We start from the raw sequence: 13,564 nt of genomic DNA on the forward strand, positions 1-13,564 counted from the left end.
CTTCGTCGTAGAACAGCCGGCCGTCAGAACAGTCGGCCGTCGGAACAGCCGTACGGCTACGGCTACTTATTCTCTGACTACGGCTACTTCTTCTTGCCGCGCTTCTCGCGGACCCGGACCGAGATGTGGATCGGGGTGCCCTCGAAGGCGAACTCCTCGCGCAGGCGGCGCTCGATGAAGCGGCGGTAGCCGGCCTCGATGAAGCCGGAGGCGAAGAGGACGAAGCGCGGGGGCTTGGTGCCGGCCTGGGTGCCGAAGAGGATGCGGGGCTGCTTGCCGCCGCGGACCGGGTGCGGGTGGGCGGCGACCAACTCGCCGAGGAACGCGTTCAGTCGGCCCGTCGGGACCCGCGTCTCCCAGCCGGCCAGCGCGGTCTCGATGCCCGGGACCAGCTTCTCCATGTGGCGGCCGGTGCGCGCCGAGATGTTCACCCGGGGCGCCCAGGCGACCTGGGCGAGCTCGGTCTCGATCTCGCGCTCCAGGTAGTAGCGGCGCTCCTCGTCGAGGGTGTCCCACTTGTTGAAGGCGAGGACGATCGCGCGGCCCGCCTCGACGGCCATGGTGACGATGCGCTGATCCTGCACCGAGATGGACTCGGAGGCGTCGATCAGGATGACCGCGACCTCCGCCTTCTCGACGGCGGCGGCAGTGCGCAGCGAGGCGTAGTAGTCGGCGCCCTGCTGGAGGTGGACGCGCTTGCGGATACCGGCGGTGTCGACGAACTTCCATGTCACGCCGCCGAGTTCGATGAGCTCGTCGACCGGGTCACGGGTGGTGCCCGCGATCTCGTTGACGACGACGCGCTCCTCGCCCGCCACCTTGTTCAGCAGCGAGGACTTGCCGACGTTCGGGCGGCCGATCAGGGCGATACGACGGGGTCCGCCGACCGCGGTGCCGAAGGTCTGCTCGGGCGCCTCCGGCAGCGCCTCCAGGACGGCGTCCAGCATGTCGCCGGTGCCGCGCCCGTGCAGCGCGGAGACGGGGTGCGGCTCGCCGAGCCCCAGGGACCACAGGTAAGAAGCATCGGACTCGCCGCTCAGACCGTCGACCTTGTTGGCGGCCAGCACGACGGGCTTGCCGGCCTTGCGCAGCAGTCGTACGACCGCCTCGTCGGTGTCGGTGGCGCCGACCTTGGCGTCGACGACGAAGACGACCGCGTCGGCGGCCTCGATCGCGTACTCGGCCTGCGCGGCCACGGAGGCGTCGATCCCGAGGACGTCCTGCTCCCAGCCGCCGGTGTCGACGACCTTGAACCGACGCCCGGCCCACTCCGCCTCGTACGTCACACGGTCACGCGTGACACCGGGCTTGTCCTCCACGACGGCTTCGCGTCGCCCGATGATGCGGTTGACGAGAGTCGACTTGCCGACGTTCGGCCGGCCGACGACGGCGAGGACGGGCAGCGGCCCGTGTCCCGCCTCGCCGATGGCGCCCTCGACGTCCTCGATGTCGAAGCCCTCTACGGCGGCGAGCTCCATGAACTCCGCGTACTCGGCGTCGCCGAGCGCCCCGTGCTCGTGCTCCTCGCCGGAGCCGTCGGGCTGGATCTGGTCGTTCATGAAGATCGGTACCTCGTTCATCGTGGTGATCGGTGGAACCCCCGGATTTCGGGTGATCCACTACTCAAGTGTCTCTTAGCGCCCGGTGAGGCGCCTGGCGTCGTCCAGGTGGGCGGCCAGCTGCTTCTGGATGCGCTCGGTGGCCTCGTCCAAGGCCTTGCGCGTACGGCGGCCGGAGCCGTCGCCCGCGTCGAACGGGTCGCCGAAGACGACGTCGACGCGGGAGCGCAGCGGGGGCAGCGCCTTTATCAGTCGTCCGCTCTTCTCCGAGCTGCCCAGCACGGCCACCGGCACGATCGGGGCGCCGCTGCGGACCGCGAAGTAGGCGAGCCCGGCGCGCAGCGCGGCGAAGTCGCCCTCGCCACGGCTGCCCTCGGGGAAGATCCCGAGGACCCCGCCGCCCTTCAGGATGTCGAGCGCGCGGGTGACGGCCGTACGGTCGGCGGTCGAGCGGTCGACCTCCACCTGCCCGACTGCGCGCATGAAGGGCCCGAGAGGGCCCACGAACGCTTCCTTCTTCACAAGGAAGTGTGAAGCGCGAGGCGCCACACCGATGACCATCGGGCCGTCGATGTTGTGCGAGTGGTTGACGGCGAGGATCACCGGGCCGGTGGCGGGAACCTTCCAGGAACCCAGCACACGCGGTTTCCACAGCCCGTACATCAGGCCGACGCCGATGCGCCGCCCGATCTCGGCGCCGCGCTGTGAAGGTGCGGTCACTTGGCTGCCCGCTTCTCCCCGACGAGGGTGACGACGCACTCGATGACCTGCTGGAGCGTGAGGTCGGAGGTGTCCACCTCGACCGCGTCGTCCGCCTTCGCGAGCGGCGAGGTCTTGCGCGAGGAGTCGGCCGCGTCCCGCTTCAGCAGCGCCTCGCGGGTGGCCTGGACGTCGGCGCCCTTCAGCTCACCGCTCCGCCGGGCGGCACGCGCCTCGGGGGATGCGGTGAGGAAGATCTTCAGGTCGGCGTCGGGCAGCACAGTCGTACCGATGTCCCGCCCTTCCACCACGATCCCGTGCTCCGCCTCGGCGGCCAGCGACCGCTGCAGCTCGGTGATCCTGGCCCGCACCTCGGGCACCGCGCTGACCGCGCTGACCTTGGAGGTGACCTCCTGCGTACGGATCGGACCGGCCACGTCCACGCCGTCGACGCTGATCGTCGGGTTCGCCGGGTCCGTACCGGAGATGATCTCCGCCTTGCCTGCCACGTCCGCGATCGCGGTCGGGTCGGTGAGGTCGATCCCGTTGTTCACCATCCACCAGGTGATCGCCCGGTACTGGGCCCCGGTGTCCAGGTAGCTCAGCCCGAGCTGCGAGGCGACGGCCTTCGACGTGCTCGACTTGCCCGTGCCGGAGGGGCCGTCGATGGCGACAATCACTGCCGGGGCGGTCCGGGCGGCGCCGTTTTCCACGGGAGGACACCTTCCTGGTGCGGGGTGGTGAGCGGGGCGGGGTCGCGAGTGCGCCCCGGACAAGGTTACTGGGTTCGCGTCACTCGTCCGGCCCCCGCTCTTCTTGGACGCCGGTGCGCGTGATCCAGCCCGCCCGGCACCCTTTCAACACAGGCCGCACACACTCAGCCCGTTGGGGGTCCCCCCTCTGGGGGAGTTTGAGGACGAGGCCCCTTCAGGGCCGACGGGGGTCTGGGGGCAGAGCCCCCAGAAGACGCCCGCCCCCACCCACCCCGCACCTACCTACTGCCGGATCGCCCAGCCCCGCTCCCGCAACCCCGCCGTCAACACCGGCGCAGCCTTCGGCTCCACCATCAACTGCACAAGCCCCGCCTGCTGCCCCGTCGCATGCTCGATCCGCACGTCCTCGATATTGACCCCCGCCATCCCCGCATCCGCGAAGATCCGGGCCAGCTGCCCCGGCTGGTCGTCGATCAGCACAGCCACAACCTCGTAGACCCGCGGAGCGGACCCGTGCTTGCCCGGGACCCGGACCTGCCCCGCGTTCCCCCGCCGCAGCACGTCCTCGATCCCGCCCGCGCCCTCCCGCCGCTTGGAGTCATCGGCGGACTGCAGCGCACGCAGCGCACGCACCGTCTCCTCCAGGTCCCCCGCGACATCGGTGAGCAGGTCGGCAACCGGCCCCGGGTTCGCGGACAGAATGTCGATCCACATCCGGGGATCGGACGCGGCGATCCGGGTCACATCACGAATCCCCTGCCCACACAGCCGTACGGCAGCTTCCTCCGCGTTCTCCAACCGCGCGGCGACCATGCTGGACACCAGATGAGGCATGTGCGACACCAGAGCCACAGCCCGGTCATGGGCATCGGCATCCATGACGACCGGCACCGCACGGCAGTGCGAGACCAGCTCCAGGGCGAGGTTCAACACCTCGGTGTCCGTGTCACGGGTGGGCGTCAGCACCCAGGGACGGCCCTCGAAGAGGTCACCGGTGGCCGCCAGCGGACCCGACTTCTCGCGCCCGGACATGGGATGCGAGCCGATGTACCTGGACATCACCGACGGGTCGAGGCCGAGCGCCTCCAACTCCCGCCGCGGACCGCCCTTGACGCTGGCCACGTCGAGGTAGCCCCGGGCCACCCCCCGCCGCATCGCGTCGGCGAGCACCCCGGCCACCAGCGCGGGCGGCGCGGCGACGATCGCGAGGTCGACGGGCCCGTCCGGCGCCTCGTCGGTACCGGCGCCGAGCGCGGCGGCCGTACGGGCCTGCTCGGGGTCGTGGTCGGCGAGGTGGACGACGACGCCCCGGGAGACGAGGGCGAGCGCGGCGGACGTACCGATGAGGCCGGTGCCGATGACGAGCGCGGTCCTCACTGCGCGATGTCCTTGCGCAGGGCCGCCGCGGCACCGAGGTACACGTGCGTGATGTCGGCGCGGGGCTTGTCGGACTCGATGTGCGCGAGGACGCGGACCACGCGGGGCATGGCACCCGCGATGTCGAGTTCCTGCGCGCAGATCAGCGGTACGTCCGCGAAGTCGCTGCCGAGCTTGCGGGCGGCGGCGGCCGGGAAGTCGCTGTGCAGATCGGGCGTGGCCGTGAACCAGACGCTGATCAGATCCTCGGCGGTGAGGCCGTTCCGCTCCAGAACGGCGGTGAGCAGCGCTCCGACCTGCTCGTCCATGTGGCCGGCGTCGTCCCTGTCCAGTTGGACGGCGCCCCGGACCGCTCGTACCGCCACGGCTCTGCTCCTCGCTGATGTACAACCCGGCTCTCTGTACGACCAGCCTAGTCAGCCCGTCCCGTACGGGTGCCCGGCGCCCGCCCACCGAGACGGGTCACAGGGACTGTTGCCGGACCAGTTCCTCCAGCGAGGCGGCCTGCGGCAGCTGCCCTTCCGGGGTGAGCTTGTCGACGGCCTGGGGCAGCGTCCGCGCGAGGTCGCTCGCGGCCTCCTCCGGGCTGACGCCGGCCTGCTCGGCGACCTTCCGCAGGGTCTCGTCGGGCAGCGCCTGCTGGATCTGGGCGCCGGTGACGGACTGGTTCTGCCCGGTGCCGACCCAGGAGTCCTTCTGGTCGACGAGACCGGACTTGGTGAGCATGTCGAGCAGCCCGCCCAACGGATTGCCACCACTACCGCTACCGCTACCGCTACCGCTGCCCGAGCCACTGCCGAGGGCCCCGAGCAACGCGCCCAGGATGGCACCGCTACCGGAACCACTCCTGCCTCCCCCCAGAAGACCACCGAGAAGACCGCCGAGATCGTTGCCCGCCATGGCTCGCACCTTTCGAGAGCGGCCGGCCGCCGATCGGGGCCCGGCCTCGAACCCTGCCAATGTCACCCGAATCACCCCGTTCCGCTACTTGCGGTGAGATCATCCCGGTATGCCTCTTTACCCACAGCCCCGAGTCCGCTCTCATGGGCTGGAAGCACGCCTCGGGGGAGGGCCACAGTGAAGCGTCCTGGACCATTGCTCACACTTCTGGCGGGTCTGGTGCTCGGCCTGTTCATGCTGACGCTCAACGCGACGTCGGGGACGAAGACCGTCTCGTCGTCCACGCAGCGCGAGGCATCACCGTCGGCGTCGCCGAAGAAATCGGCGAACCCGTCACCGACGCCGACCGTCACACCCAGCCCGACACCGTCGAAGTCGCCTGTCGCGAACGCCAGTTACGCCGGCCGCACAGGCGACGACACCGCGTCGGTCGCCGTGACCGTCCGGGACGGCAAGGCGGTCGCCTACTTCTGCGACGGCCGCTACAAGGAGGCCTGGCTGCGGGGCCCCGTCAAGGACGACGGCAGCATGAAGCTCACCGCCCCGAACGGCGCCGTACTCGACGGCAAGATCGAGCAGGGCAAGAAGATCCGCGGCACGGTCAAGGACGAGGGCCGGAAGTACGCGTTCACCGCGGACAAGGCCGTCAAGCCGTCCGGCCTGTGGCGCGCGACGGCCAAGGTGCGCGGCGCCAAGATCGACGGCGGCTGGATCGTGCTGCCGAACGGCCGCCAGACCGGCATCGTCACCCGCGACGGCAAGGCCGCCTCCGCACCCCGTATCGACCCGGAGACCGGCGCGGTCACGGTCGACGGCCAGCAGCTCACGGCACAGCCCGTCACCCCCTGACCCACCATCCGCCTCAGGGAGCCGATCATGACCGCCGACCCGAACGCCGCCACCCAGTCCTACCCCTCACGACCACCCGCACCCCACCACGACAGCCCCGCCCGCTACCTGGTCCCGGCCCTCGTGGCCGCCGCCGTGGCGGTCGGACTCGGCGTCTACGGCAAGGTCCACGACCCGGCGGGCACCGCCTTCAACCTCGCCGGCTTCAGCAGCACGGGCGCGGTGAAGTCCTGGCTCGCGACCACCGCGTTCTTCTTCGCCCTCGTCCAGGTCGTCTCGGCCTTCATGGTCTACGGCAAGCTGCCGGGCCCGAGTTGGTCGGCGACCCTGCACCGCTGGTCGGGGCGGATCGCGTTCCTGGTCGCGGTGCCGGTCGCGGTGCACTGCCTCTACGCGTTCGGCTACCAGACGTACTCGACACGTGTGATGTGGCATTCCCTCCTGGGGTGCGCGTTCTTCGGCGCCTTCAGTGCCAAGATGCTGCTGCTCCGCTCGGGGCGCCTCCCCGGCTGGCTGCTGCCGCTCGTCGGCGGACTGGTCTTCACCGCCCTCACACTGCTCTGGCTGACCTCCGCCCTCTGGTTCTTCCGCACCGTCGGAGTGACGACATGACCACCGTCGGGGTGACGACATGACCACGGGCGAAGTAGCGACCTGGCCAGCGCCGTAGCGACGCCACGACCACCGTCGTCACGACGACACGACCACCGTCTCAGTGACCACATGACGACCACCTTCGGAGTGACTACATGACCGACAGCTCGACGCGCCGCACGGTCCTCGTGACGGGTGCGGCCGCCGCGCTCACCGCGGGCTGCAGCAAGTACGGCGACAGCAACGACTCCTCGGGCTCGTCGTCCGTGAAAGCCTCCGGCGGCCAGGAGTTGGCGAAGACCTCCGACATCCCCGTCGGCGGCGGCAAGATCCTCAAGGCCCAGAAGATCGTGGTGACCCAGCCGAAGAAGGACGAGTTCAAGGCCTTCTCGGCGATCTGCACCCACCAGGGCTGCACGGTGAGCGCCGTCGCGAACGGCACGATCAACTGCCCGTGCCACGGCAGCAAGTTCAACATCGCGGACGGTTCGGTCGCGGGCGGCCCGGCACCGAAGCCGCTGCCGGCCGAGCAGATCAAGGTGGAGGGAAATTCGATCCGCCTGGCGTGACGTGCCGCGTACGCTCCCGGAATGCACCCCGAGTCCCTGGTCCGCGACCACACGATCTACGCCTGCGTGATGGGTTCACGCGCCTTCGGCCTGGCGACGGACACGAGTGACACGGACCGCAGGGGCGTGTTCCTCGCCCCCACTCCCCTCTTCTGGCGCTTCGACAAGCCGCCGACGCACATCGAGGGCCCGGCGGAGGAGCAGTTCAGCTGGGAGCTGGAGCGCTTCTGCGAACTGGCCCTGCGCGCCAACCCCAACATCCTGGAGTGCCTCCACTCGCCCCTCGTCGAGCACATCGACGACACGGGCCGTGAACTCCTGACCCTGCGCGGCGCGTTCCTCTCCCGCCAGGTGCATGAGACGTTCACGCGCTACGCGTTGGGCCAGCGCAAGAAGCTGGAGGCCGACATCCGCACGCACGGCGCCCCACGCTGGAAACACGCGATGCACCTGCTCCGCCTGCTGATGAGCGCCCGCGACACGCTCCGCACGGGCGCCCTGGCGATCGACGTCGGCGACCAACGCGCCCCGCTCCTCGCGGTGAAACGCGGCGAAGTCCCCTGGCCCGAGGTCGAGTCCTGGATGACCCGCCTGGCAACGGAGACGGAGGAGGCGGCGACCGGCACCCCTCTCCCGGCGGAGCCGGACCGGCGCCGGGTGGAGGACTTCCTGATCGGAGTCCGCCGCGCGTCCGCCGACGCCCTAGCGGGGTGACGCCACCGCAAGCCCCGCGTCGGCGGCGGCCTCGCCCTGGCGCTTGTCGTACGTCACGAACCAGCTGACCCCATGACCGAGCTTGAGGGCCGCCACAGTGTGGATCGCGTCGAGGCTGCGCAACGAGGTGTTCGGCGCCAAGTCCCCGGCCTCCGACATCAGTTCGGGCGTGAGGCGAACGCTGGCGACGGAGTTCAGCAGCGCCTCGGCCGCTGAGCGCTCGACCTCGTCCGCACCGAGCCGATGCAGCAGCCGCCGCACCTCGGTCTGCGCCAGGTCGCAGGTGACGACACGACGCATTCCGCCGTGCTGCCCGATCCACTGCTCCAGCGCGGCCGTCTCCGCCTCGACCCGCAGCAGCTTGGCGATCGCCGACGCGTCGAGGTAGAGCAGCGTCACCGCGTCTCCTCCTCGCGCTGAGCGAGCAGCTCCGCGGTGGGTCCGCGCCCCTCCGCGTCCCGTCTGACCGCGCGCAGCCGCTCCAGTGCGTCCACGGCCTCGACGCCGTGCCCCTCGTCCATGACCGAGGCGTCGAGCAGGCCGATGGCGATCGCGGCACGGATGTCCCGCTCGGCCGGCTCCAGCGGAGACAGTATGGCGACCGGCACCCCGTCCCGAGTGACCTCGATCGACTCCCCCGCCGCCACGGCGTCCAACAGAGCCGCGGTGTGCCGGGACAACTCCCGGACCGGCACGCGCCTGCGCTTCGTCTTACTCATGCCTGCCACGATACGCCTACTGTCTGACACCGTCCATCCACGTCAGACATGGCACCAATTCGTCAGGCATCCCAAAGCGCCCCCAGCCCCAACAGCTCCCCCCGATACTCGATCCGCCCCGCCCACTCCCCCGGCCACACGTCCGCCCCCAGATACGCCCCTGCGAACGCCCCCGCGAGACAAGCGATCGAGTCCGAGTCACCGGACGTACAAGCCGCACGGCGCAACGCGGTCACCGGCTCCCCGGGGAACAGCAGGAAGCACAACAGCCCGGTCGCCAGGGCCTCTTCGGCGATCCAGCCCGCGCCCGTGGCCAGGCACGGGTCGGTCTCCGGGGAGACGGTCCGTACCGCGTCCTCAAGCCGGCCGAGTACCGCCAGGCACTCGTCCCAGCCGCGCGTGATGAAGTGCTCGGGCGTCGGATCCTGGCTCCGCGTCCACAGGTCGCCGAGCCAGCGGTGGTGATACCGGGTGCGGTTCTCCAGGGCGTACGACCGCAGCAGCCCGACCAGCCCGGTCGGTTCGGCGCCCTGCGCGAGCAGCCGTACGGCGTGCGCGGTGAGGTCGGACGCGGCGAGGGCGGTCGGGTGACCGTGGGTCAGCGCGGACTGCAACTGGGCGGCGCCAGAACGCTGTTCATCGTCGAGGCCGGGGACGAGCCCGATCGGCGCGACCCGCATGTTGGCCCCGCAGCCCTTGGAACCGATCTGACTGGCGTCCTGCCAGAGTCGGTCCGTCCGCTCCAACAGGTCGCAGGCCGTGAGGCAAGTGTTCCCCGGAGCACGGTTGTTGTCCGGGGAGCGGTTCCACGCGATGAACTCCGCACGCACCGGCTCGGTCATCCCGTCGGGCCCAAGCACCCCCCGTTCCATGGCAGTTCGCAGCCCCCGCCCCAACGCCAGCGTCATCTGCGTGTCGTCGGTGACGATCGCGGGCCTCGGCAGCTCCATCTCCCGCCAGGGACCGCACTTGGCGAGGATGGAGGGCACGTCGTTGAACTCGGTCGGAAAACCCAGCGCGTCCCCGAGGGCGAGCCCCACCAGGGCTCCGGTGGCGGCGCGCTTGCGAACAGCGGTCGTGGTCATGCGGGACGTCCTTCTCGGGTCGGCCGAAGCAGGGGCGGGTACAGGGCAGTTGCGTCCCCGGTGCGATACAGCGCGGCCGGCTTCCCCCGACCACCCGTCAACTTGGCGCCGCCCGGCACCGGTTCGACGAAACCGGGCGTGGCGAGCACCTTGCGGCGGAAGTTGGGGCGGTCCAACTCGGTGCCCCACACGGTCTCGTAGACCTGTTGCAGCTCCCCGAGCGTGAACTCGGGCGGGCAGAACGCGGTGGCGAGGCAGCTGTACTCCAGCTTGGCGCCCACCCGTTCGTGCGCGTCGGCCAGAATCCGGTCGTGGTCGAAGGCGAGCGGCCCGAGCGCGTCGTACGGCAGCCAGCGGGCCTGCGCCGCGTCGCTGCCCGCGTGCGGCTCGGGCGGGTCGGGCAGCAGCGCGGCGAAGGCGACGGTGACGACCCGCATCCGGGGGTCGCGGTCGGGCTCGCTGTAGGTGCGCAGCTGCTCCAGGTGCAGCCCGGAGACGTCCGACAGGCCGGTCTCCTCGGCGAGTTCACGCCGGGCGGCGGTCTCCGCGGACTCGTCGGGCTGCACGAAGCCACCGGGCAACGCCCAGTGCCCGGCGTACGGCTCCTGGCCGCGCTCGACGAGCAGCACATGCAGGGCGCCCGCGCGGATCGTGAGGACAGCGAGGTCGGCGGTGACGGCGAAAGGTTCGAAGGCGTACTTGTCGTAGCCCGGTGATGTGGTCACGTGCACCCACTCTCTTAATGGTCAGTTAGACCATAAAGAGTGGCCGCACTCCCGCGCAACCCCCCGCAACCGATGGATGCGACCCGACGAAGGCGAAACGACAGAAACGAAACGACGAAAACGAAGCGGCCGGCCCCGGAGAACCCCGGAACCGGCCGCCACGAACAGAACTCAGACCTAGAGATCGACTTCCTGCATCAACATCCCGACCTCGGTGTTCGACAGCCGCCGCAGCCAGCCCGACTTCTGGTCGCCCAGGGTGATCGGGCCGAAGGAGACACGCACCAGCTTGTCGACCGGGAAGCCGGCCTCCGCGAGCATGCGGCGCACGATGTGCTTGCGGCCCTCGTGGAGGGTCACCTCGACCAGGTAGTTCTTGCCGGTCTGCTCGACGACACGGAAGTGGTCCGCTCGCGCGTACCCGTCCTCCAGCTGGATGCCGTCCTTGAGCTGCTTGCCCAGATCGCGCGGGATCGGGCCCACGATGTGCGCGAGGTAGGTCTTCTTCACGCCGTACTTGGGGTGGGTCAGCCGGTGCGCCAGCTCGCCGTGGTTGGTGAGCAGGATCACACCCTCGGTCTCGGTGTCGAGCCGCCCGACGTGGAAAAGACGCGTCTCGCGGTTGGTGACGTAGTCGCCGAGGCACTGTCGGCCCTCGGGGTCCTCCATCGTCGCGACGACACCGGCGGGCTTGTTCAGCGAGAAGAACTGGTACGACTGCGTCGCCACCGTCAGCCCGTCGACCTTGATCTCGTCGTGCTCGGGGTCGACGCGCAGCCCCTGCTCGACGACGATCTCGCCGTTGACCTCGACCCGGGACTGCTCGATCAGCTCCTCACAGGAACGCCGGGAGCCGTAGCCCGCGCGCGCGAGGACCTTCTGCAGCCGCTCGCCCTCCTGCTCGGCGCCCGGGAAGGTCTTGGGCGGCTTGATGTCCTTCTTGCCCGCGTACCGCTCCCGGTTGCGCTCCTCGGCCCGCGCGTCGTACTCCCGCGAGGTCGCCGGCGCCCAGCGCCCGCGTCCGGTGCCCTGGCCCTGCTTGGGGCCGCCCTTGGCACCGCCACGCGCCGCTGCACCACGCCCTGACTTGGGACCTTCGTGGGATCCCGTGGGGCCTACGTCGTAGCGCCGCTCCTCGGGACGCGGCTTTCCGGCGCGCTTCGGCTTGTCGTCACGGCCTCCCGCGCCCCTCGGCTGGGAGCCGCCGCCACCGGCACCCCGGGAGTTGCCGGCCCCACCGGTTCCCCGGGAGTTGCCGCCCGCGCCGGAGCCACGGCCGCCGCCCCCACCGGAACCCCGGGAACTGCCGCCCCCGCCGGGGTTGCCGCGCCCGCCGCTCCTACCGCCGCCACCACTGCTGCCACTGCCACTGCCACTGCTTCGCATCAAAGTTCCGTCGTCGTCGTTTCGTCTGCATCTGCATCCGGTGCATCCGGATCGAACGACGGGACCCCTTCCAGCGTCTCCGCCTCGATCGCCTCAGCCTCAGGGAGGAAGGGCGCGAGCTCCGGGAGCTCGTCCAGGCCGCGCAGGCCCATCCGCTCCAGAAAGTAGTTCGTCGTCACGTACAGGATCGCACCTGTTTCGGGTTCCGTGCCCGCCTCCTCGACCAGACCCCGCTGCAAGAGGGTGCGCATCACACCGTCGCAGTTGACTCCGCGGACCATCGAGACCCTGCTGCGGCTCACCGGCTGGCGGTACGCGACGACCGCCAGGGTCTCCAGCGCAGCCTGCGTGAGCCGGGCCTGCTGCCCGTCCAGGACGAACCCCTCGACGGCCGGCGCGTACTCGGGCCGCGAATAGAAACGCCACCCGCCCGCGATCAGCCGCAGCTCGAAACCGCGCCCCTGCACGGTGTACTCGTCGGCCAGCTCGCGCAACGCGTCCGCGATCCGCCGTTTGGGCCGCTGGAGTATTTTCGCGAGGTGTTCCACGGTCGCGGGCTCGTCCACGACCATCAGGACGGCCTCCAGAGCGGGCTTGAGGGCGAGATCCGCGACGGCGGACGGGCTCGCCGGTACGCCCGTGGTCTCCTCGCTCACGCCGACTCCTCCTTGATCTCCTTGGGCGGCTCGGGCGGCCGGTCGAACTCGTCCGTCACCACCGGCTCACCTTCCCCCTCCCCACCGGTCCAGCGCACGATCAGATCCCCGAGCGCGGTCTCCTGGTCCAGCGCGACGGCCTTCTCCCGGTACAGCTCCAGCAGTGCCAGGAACCTCGCTACGACGGTCAGGGTGTCGTCGGTGTCCTCCACGAGCACGCTGAAGCTGGCCTCGCCGAGCTCCCGCAGCCGCGCGACCACGATCCCGGCCTGCTCCTGCACGCTCACGAGCGGCGCGTGGATGTGGTCGATGTAGACCTGCGGCTTGGGCCTGGGCTGCATCGCCTTCACGGCGAGCTTGGCGAAGCCCTCCGGTCCGATCCGGATGACGACCTCGGGCAGCAGCTCGGCGTGGTGCGGTTCGAGCCCGACGGTACGGGGGTAGCGCCGGGCTTCTTCGTCGAGGCGCCGGTTGAAGATGTCGGCGATCTGCTTGTACGCGCGGTACTGCAACAGCCGCGCGAACAACAGGTCCCGGGCCTCCAGCAACGCGAGATCGGCTTCGTCCTCGACCTCGGCGGAGGGCAACAGCCGCGCCGCCTTCAGATCCAGCAGGGTCGCCGCGACGACGAGAAACTCGGTCGTCTGGTCCAGGTCCCAGTCGGGCCCCATCGCCCTGATGTACACCATGAACTCGTCGGTGACCTTGGACAGCGCCACCTCGGTCACATCGAGCTTGTGCTTCGAGATCAGCTGGAGGAGGAGGTCGAACGGCCCCTCGAAGTTGGCGAGCCGAACCTTGAAGACTCCGTCATCGGGTTCTTCGGCCGAGGCGGCCGGGTGCTCCTCAACAGGCACCTCAGGCTCTTCCACGACGGCCTCGGGCTCCGGCACCGCCACGACGACCGCGATCTCGGCCTCAGGCTCCGGAGCCGTACCCGGCCCCTTCCCGAGCGCACGCCGACGGCCGGCGGGGGCGCCGGATGCGGGAGCGTCGTTCGAGGTCATGGCCCCCGCAGG

Annotated in this window: 17 protein-coding genes; 4 read left to right on the forward strand and 13 right to left on the reverse strand. The window is 70.3% G+C overall.

Features of this window, described 5'->3' with window-relative positions; all coding sequences use genetic code 11:
• Nucleotides 1-83: 83 nt before the first annotated feature.
• The 6 genes from der to OG588_RS10485 all read right to left on the reverse strand — a co-directional run bounded on the left by der (nucleotide 84) and on the right by OG588_RS10485 (nucleotide 5,248).
• Nucleotides 84-1,559 (reverse strand): ribosome biogenesis GTPase Der, encoded by a 1,476-nt coding sequence (gene der / locus OG588_RS10460; RefSeq protein WP_405953085.1) that lies wholly within the window; start codon nucleotides 1,557-1,559, stop codon nucleotides 84-86.
• A gap of 75 nt (nucleotides 1,560-1,634) precedes the next feature.
• Nucleotides 1,635-2,222 carry a 1-acyl-sn-glycerol-3-phosphate acyltransferase gene (locus tag OG588_RS10465; protein ID WP_078622973.1) on the reverse strand — a complete coding sequence of 196 codons (588 nt, stop codon included), beginning with the start codon at nucleotides 2,220-2,222 and terminating at the stop codon, nucleotides 1,635-1,637.
• Between the two features lie 53 nt (nucleotides 2,223-2,275).
• Nucleotides 2,276-2,971 carry a (d)CMP kinase gene (gene cmk / locus OG588_RS10470; protein ID WP_398853940.1) on the reverse strand — a complete coding sequence of 232 codons (696 nt, stop codon included), beginning with the start codon at nucleotides 2,969-2,971 and terminating at the stop codon, nucleotides 2,276-2,278.
• Nucleotides 2,972-3,253: 282 nt separating this feature from the next.
• On the reverse strand, nucleotides 3,254-4,348 hold the full coding sequence (locus OG588_RS10475; RefSeq protein WP_019059310.1) for a prephenate dehydrogenase: 1,095 nt from the start codon (nucleotides 4,346-4,348) through the stop codon (nucleotides 3,254-3,256).
• Nucleotides 4,345-4,713 (reverse strand): chorismate mutase, encoded by a 369-nt coding sequence (aroH, locus tag OG588_RS10480; RefSeq protein ID WP_405947043.1) that lies wholly within the window; start codon nucleotides 4,711-4,713, stop codon nucleotides 4,345-4,347. Before aroH ends, OG588_RS10475 begins: the two co-directional genes overlap by 4 nt.
• 97 nt (nucleotides 4,714-4,810) lie before the next feature.
• Nucleotides 4,811-5,248 carry a YidB family protein gene (locus tag OG588_RS10485; protein WP_405947044.1) on the reverse strand — a complete coding sequence of 146 codons (438 nt, stop codon included), beginning with the start codon at nucleotides 5,246-5,248 and terminating at the stop codon, nucleotides 4,811-4,813.
• A 177-nt stretch (nucleotides 5,249-5,425) separates the two neighbouring features.
• Here OG588_RS10485 and OG588_RS10490 point away from each other — a divergent pair, with 177 nt between their 5' ends.
• The 4 genes from OG588_RS10490 (at nucleotide 5,426) to OG588_RS10505 (ending at nucleotide 7,974) form a co-directional block, all read left to right on the forward strand.
• On the forward strand, nucleotides 5,426-6,097 hold the full coding sequence (locus OG588_RS10490) for a hypothetical protein (RefSeq protein WP_393042842.1): 672 nt from the start codon (nucleotides 5,426-5,428) through the stop codon (nucleotides 6,095-6,097).
• 27 nt (nucleotides 6,098-6,124) lie between these two features.
• The gene (locus OG588_RS10495; RefSeq protein WP_405947045.1) at nucleotides 6,125-6,709 is read left to right on the forward strand and encodes a DUF6529 family protein; all 585 of its coding nucleotides are present in this window, start codon (nucleotides 6,125-6,127) and stop codon (nucleotides 6,707-6,709) included.
• 137 nt (nucleotides 6,710-6,846) lie between these two features.
• Nucleotides 6,847-7,260, forward strand: coding sequence for a Rieske (2Fe-2S) protein (locus OG588_RS10500; protein WP_405947046.1), 414 nt, complete (start codon nucleotides 6,847-6,849; stop codon nucleotides 7,258-7,260).
• Nucleotides 7,261-7,281: 21 nt separating this feature from the next.
• Nucleotides 7,282-7,974 carry a DNA polymerase beta superfamily protein gene (locus OG588_RS10505; protein WP_405947047.1) on the forward strand — a complete coding sequence of 231 codons (693 nt, stop codon included), beginning with the start codon at nucleotides 7,282-7,284 and terminating at the stop codon, nucleotides 7,972-7,974.
• Here the strand turns inward: OG588_RS10505 and OG588_RS10510 are convergent.
• The 7 genes from OG588_RS10510 to OG588_RS10540 form a co-directional block, all read right to left on the reverse strand.
• The gene (locus tag OG588_RS10510; RefSeq protein WP_405947048.1) at nucleotides 7,963-8,373 is read right to left on the reverse strand and encodes a type II toxin-antitoxin system VapC family toxin; all 411 of its coding nucleotides are present in this window, start codon (nucleotides 8,371-8,373) and stop codon (nucleotides 7,963-7,965) included. The genes OG588_RS10505 and OG588_RS10510 overlap by 12 nt on opposite strands.
• Nucleotides 8,370-8,693, reverse strand: a complete 324-nt coding sequence (locus OG588_RS10515) for a type II toxin-antitoxin system prevent-host-death family antitoxin (protein ID WP_365988945.1) — start codon at nucleotides 8,691-8,693, stop codon at nucleotides 8,370-8,372. Before OG588_RS10515 ends, OG588_RS10510 begins: the two co-directional genes overlap by 4 nt.
• Nucleotides 8,694-8,755: 62 nt before the next feature.
• Complete coding sequence (locus tag OG588_RS10520) at nucleotides 8,756-9,778, reverse strand: ADP-ribosylglycohydrolase family protein (RefSeq protein WP_405947049.1); 1,023 nt, start codon at nucleotides 9,776-9,778, stop codon at nucleotides 8,756-8,758.
• Entirely contained in the window at nucleotides 9,775-10,503 is a 729-nt protein-coding gene (locus OG588_RS10525; RefSeq protein WP_405947050.1) for an NUDIX hydrolase, read from the reverse strand. The genes OG588_RS10520 and OG588_RS10525 overlap by 4 nt, the downstream gene beginning before the upstream one ends.
• A 177-nt stretch (nucleotides 10,504-10,680) precedes the next feature.
• Complete coding sequence (locus OG588_RS10530; RefSeq protein ID WP_405947051.1) at nucleotides 10,681-11,889, reverse strand: pseudouridine synthase; 1,209 nt, start codon at nucleotides 11,887-11,889, stop codon at nucleotides 10,681-10,683.
• A complete protein-coding gene (gene scpB, locus OG588_RS10535) occupies nucleotides 11,889-12,545 on the reverse strand; it encodes an SMC-Scp complex subunit ScpB (protein ID WP_327405114.1) in 657 nt (218 codons plus the stop codon). Before scpB ends, OG588_RS10530 begins: the two co-directional genes overlap by 1 nt.
• A complete protein-coding gene (locus tag OG588_RS10540) occupies nucleotides 12,542-13,552 on the reverse strand; it encodes a segregation and condensation protein A (protein WP_405947052.1) in 1,011 nt (336 codons plus the stop codon). Before OG588_RS10540 ends, scpB begins: the two co-directional genes overlap by 4 nt.
• Nucleotides 13,553-13,564 lie beyond the last annotated feature (12 nt).

The organism is Streptomyces prunicolor, from assembly GCF_045162825.1.
Taxonomy (GTDB): Bacteria; Actinomycetota; Actinomycetes; order Streptomycetales; family Streptomycetaceae; genus Streptomyces; species Streptomyces prunicolor.

Coding starts and splice junctions, on each gene's coding strand:
- der (WP_405953085.1), bottom strand. CDS start 1,559: ATGAACGACCAGATCCAGCCCGACGGCTCCGGCGAGGAGCACGAGCAC.
- OG588_RS10465 (WP_078622973.1), bottom strand. CDS start 2,222: ATGTACGGGCTGTGGAAACCGCGTGTGCTGGGTTCCTGGAAGGTTCCC.
- OG588_RS10485 (WP_405947044.1), bottom strand. CDS start 5,248: ATGGCGGGCAACGATCTCGGCGGTCTTCTCGGTGGTCTTCTGGGGGGA.
- OG588_RS10495 (WP_405947045.1), top strand. CDS start 6,125: ATGACCGCCGACCCGAACGCCGCCACCCAGTCCTACCCCTCACGACCA.
- OG588_RS10500 (WP_405947046.1), top strand. CDS start 6,847: ATGACCGACAGCTCGACGCGCCGCACGGTCCTCGTGACGGGTGCGGCC.
- OG588_RS10505 (WP_405947047.1), top strand. CDS start 7,282: ATGCACCCCGAGTCCCTGGTCCGCGACCACACGATCTACGCCTGCGTG.
- OG588_RS10515 (WP_365988945.1), bottom strand. CDS start 8,693: ATGAGTAAGACGAAGCGCAGGCGCGTGCCGGTCCGGGAGTTGTCCCGG.
- OG588_RS10520 (WP_405947049.1), bottom strand. CDS start 9,778: ATGACCACGACCGCTGTTCGCAAGCGCGCCGCCACCGGAGCCCTGGTG.
- OG588_RS10530 (WP_405947051.1), bottom strand. CDS start 11,889: ATGCGAAGCAGTGGCAGTGGCAGTGGCAGCAGTGGTGGCGGCGGTAGG.
- OG588_RS10540 (WP_405947052.1), bottom strand. CDS start 13,552: ATGACCTCGAACGACGCTCCCGCATCCGGCGCCCCCGCCGGCCGTCGG.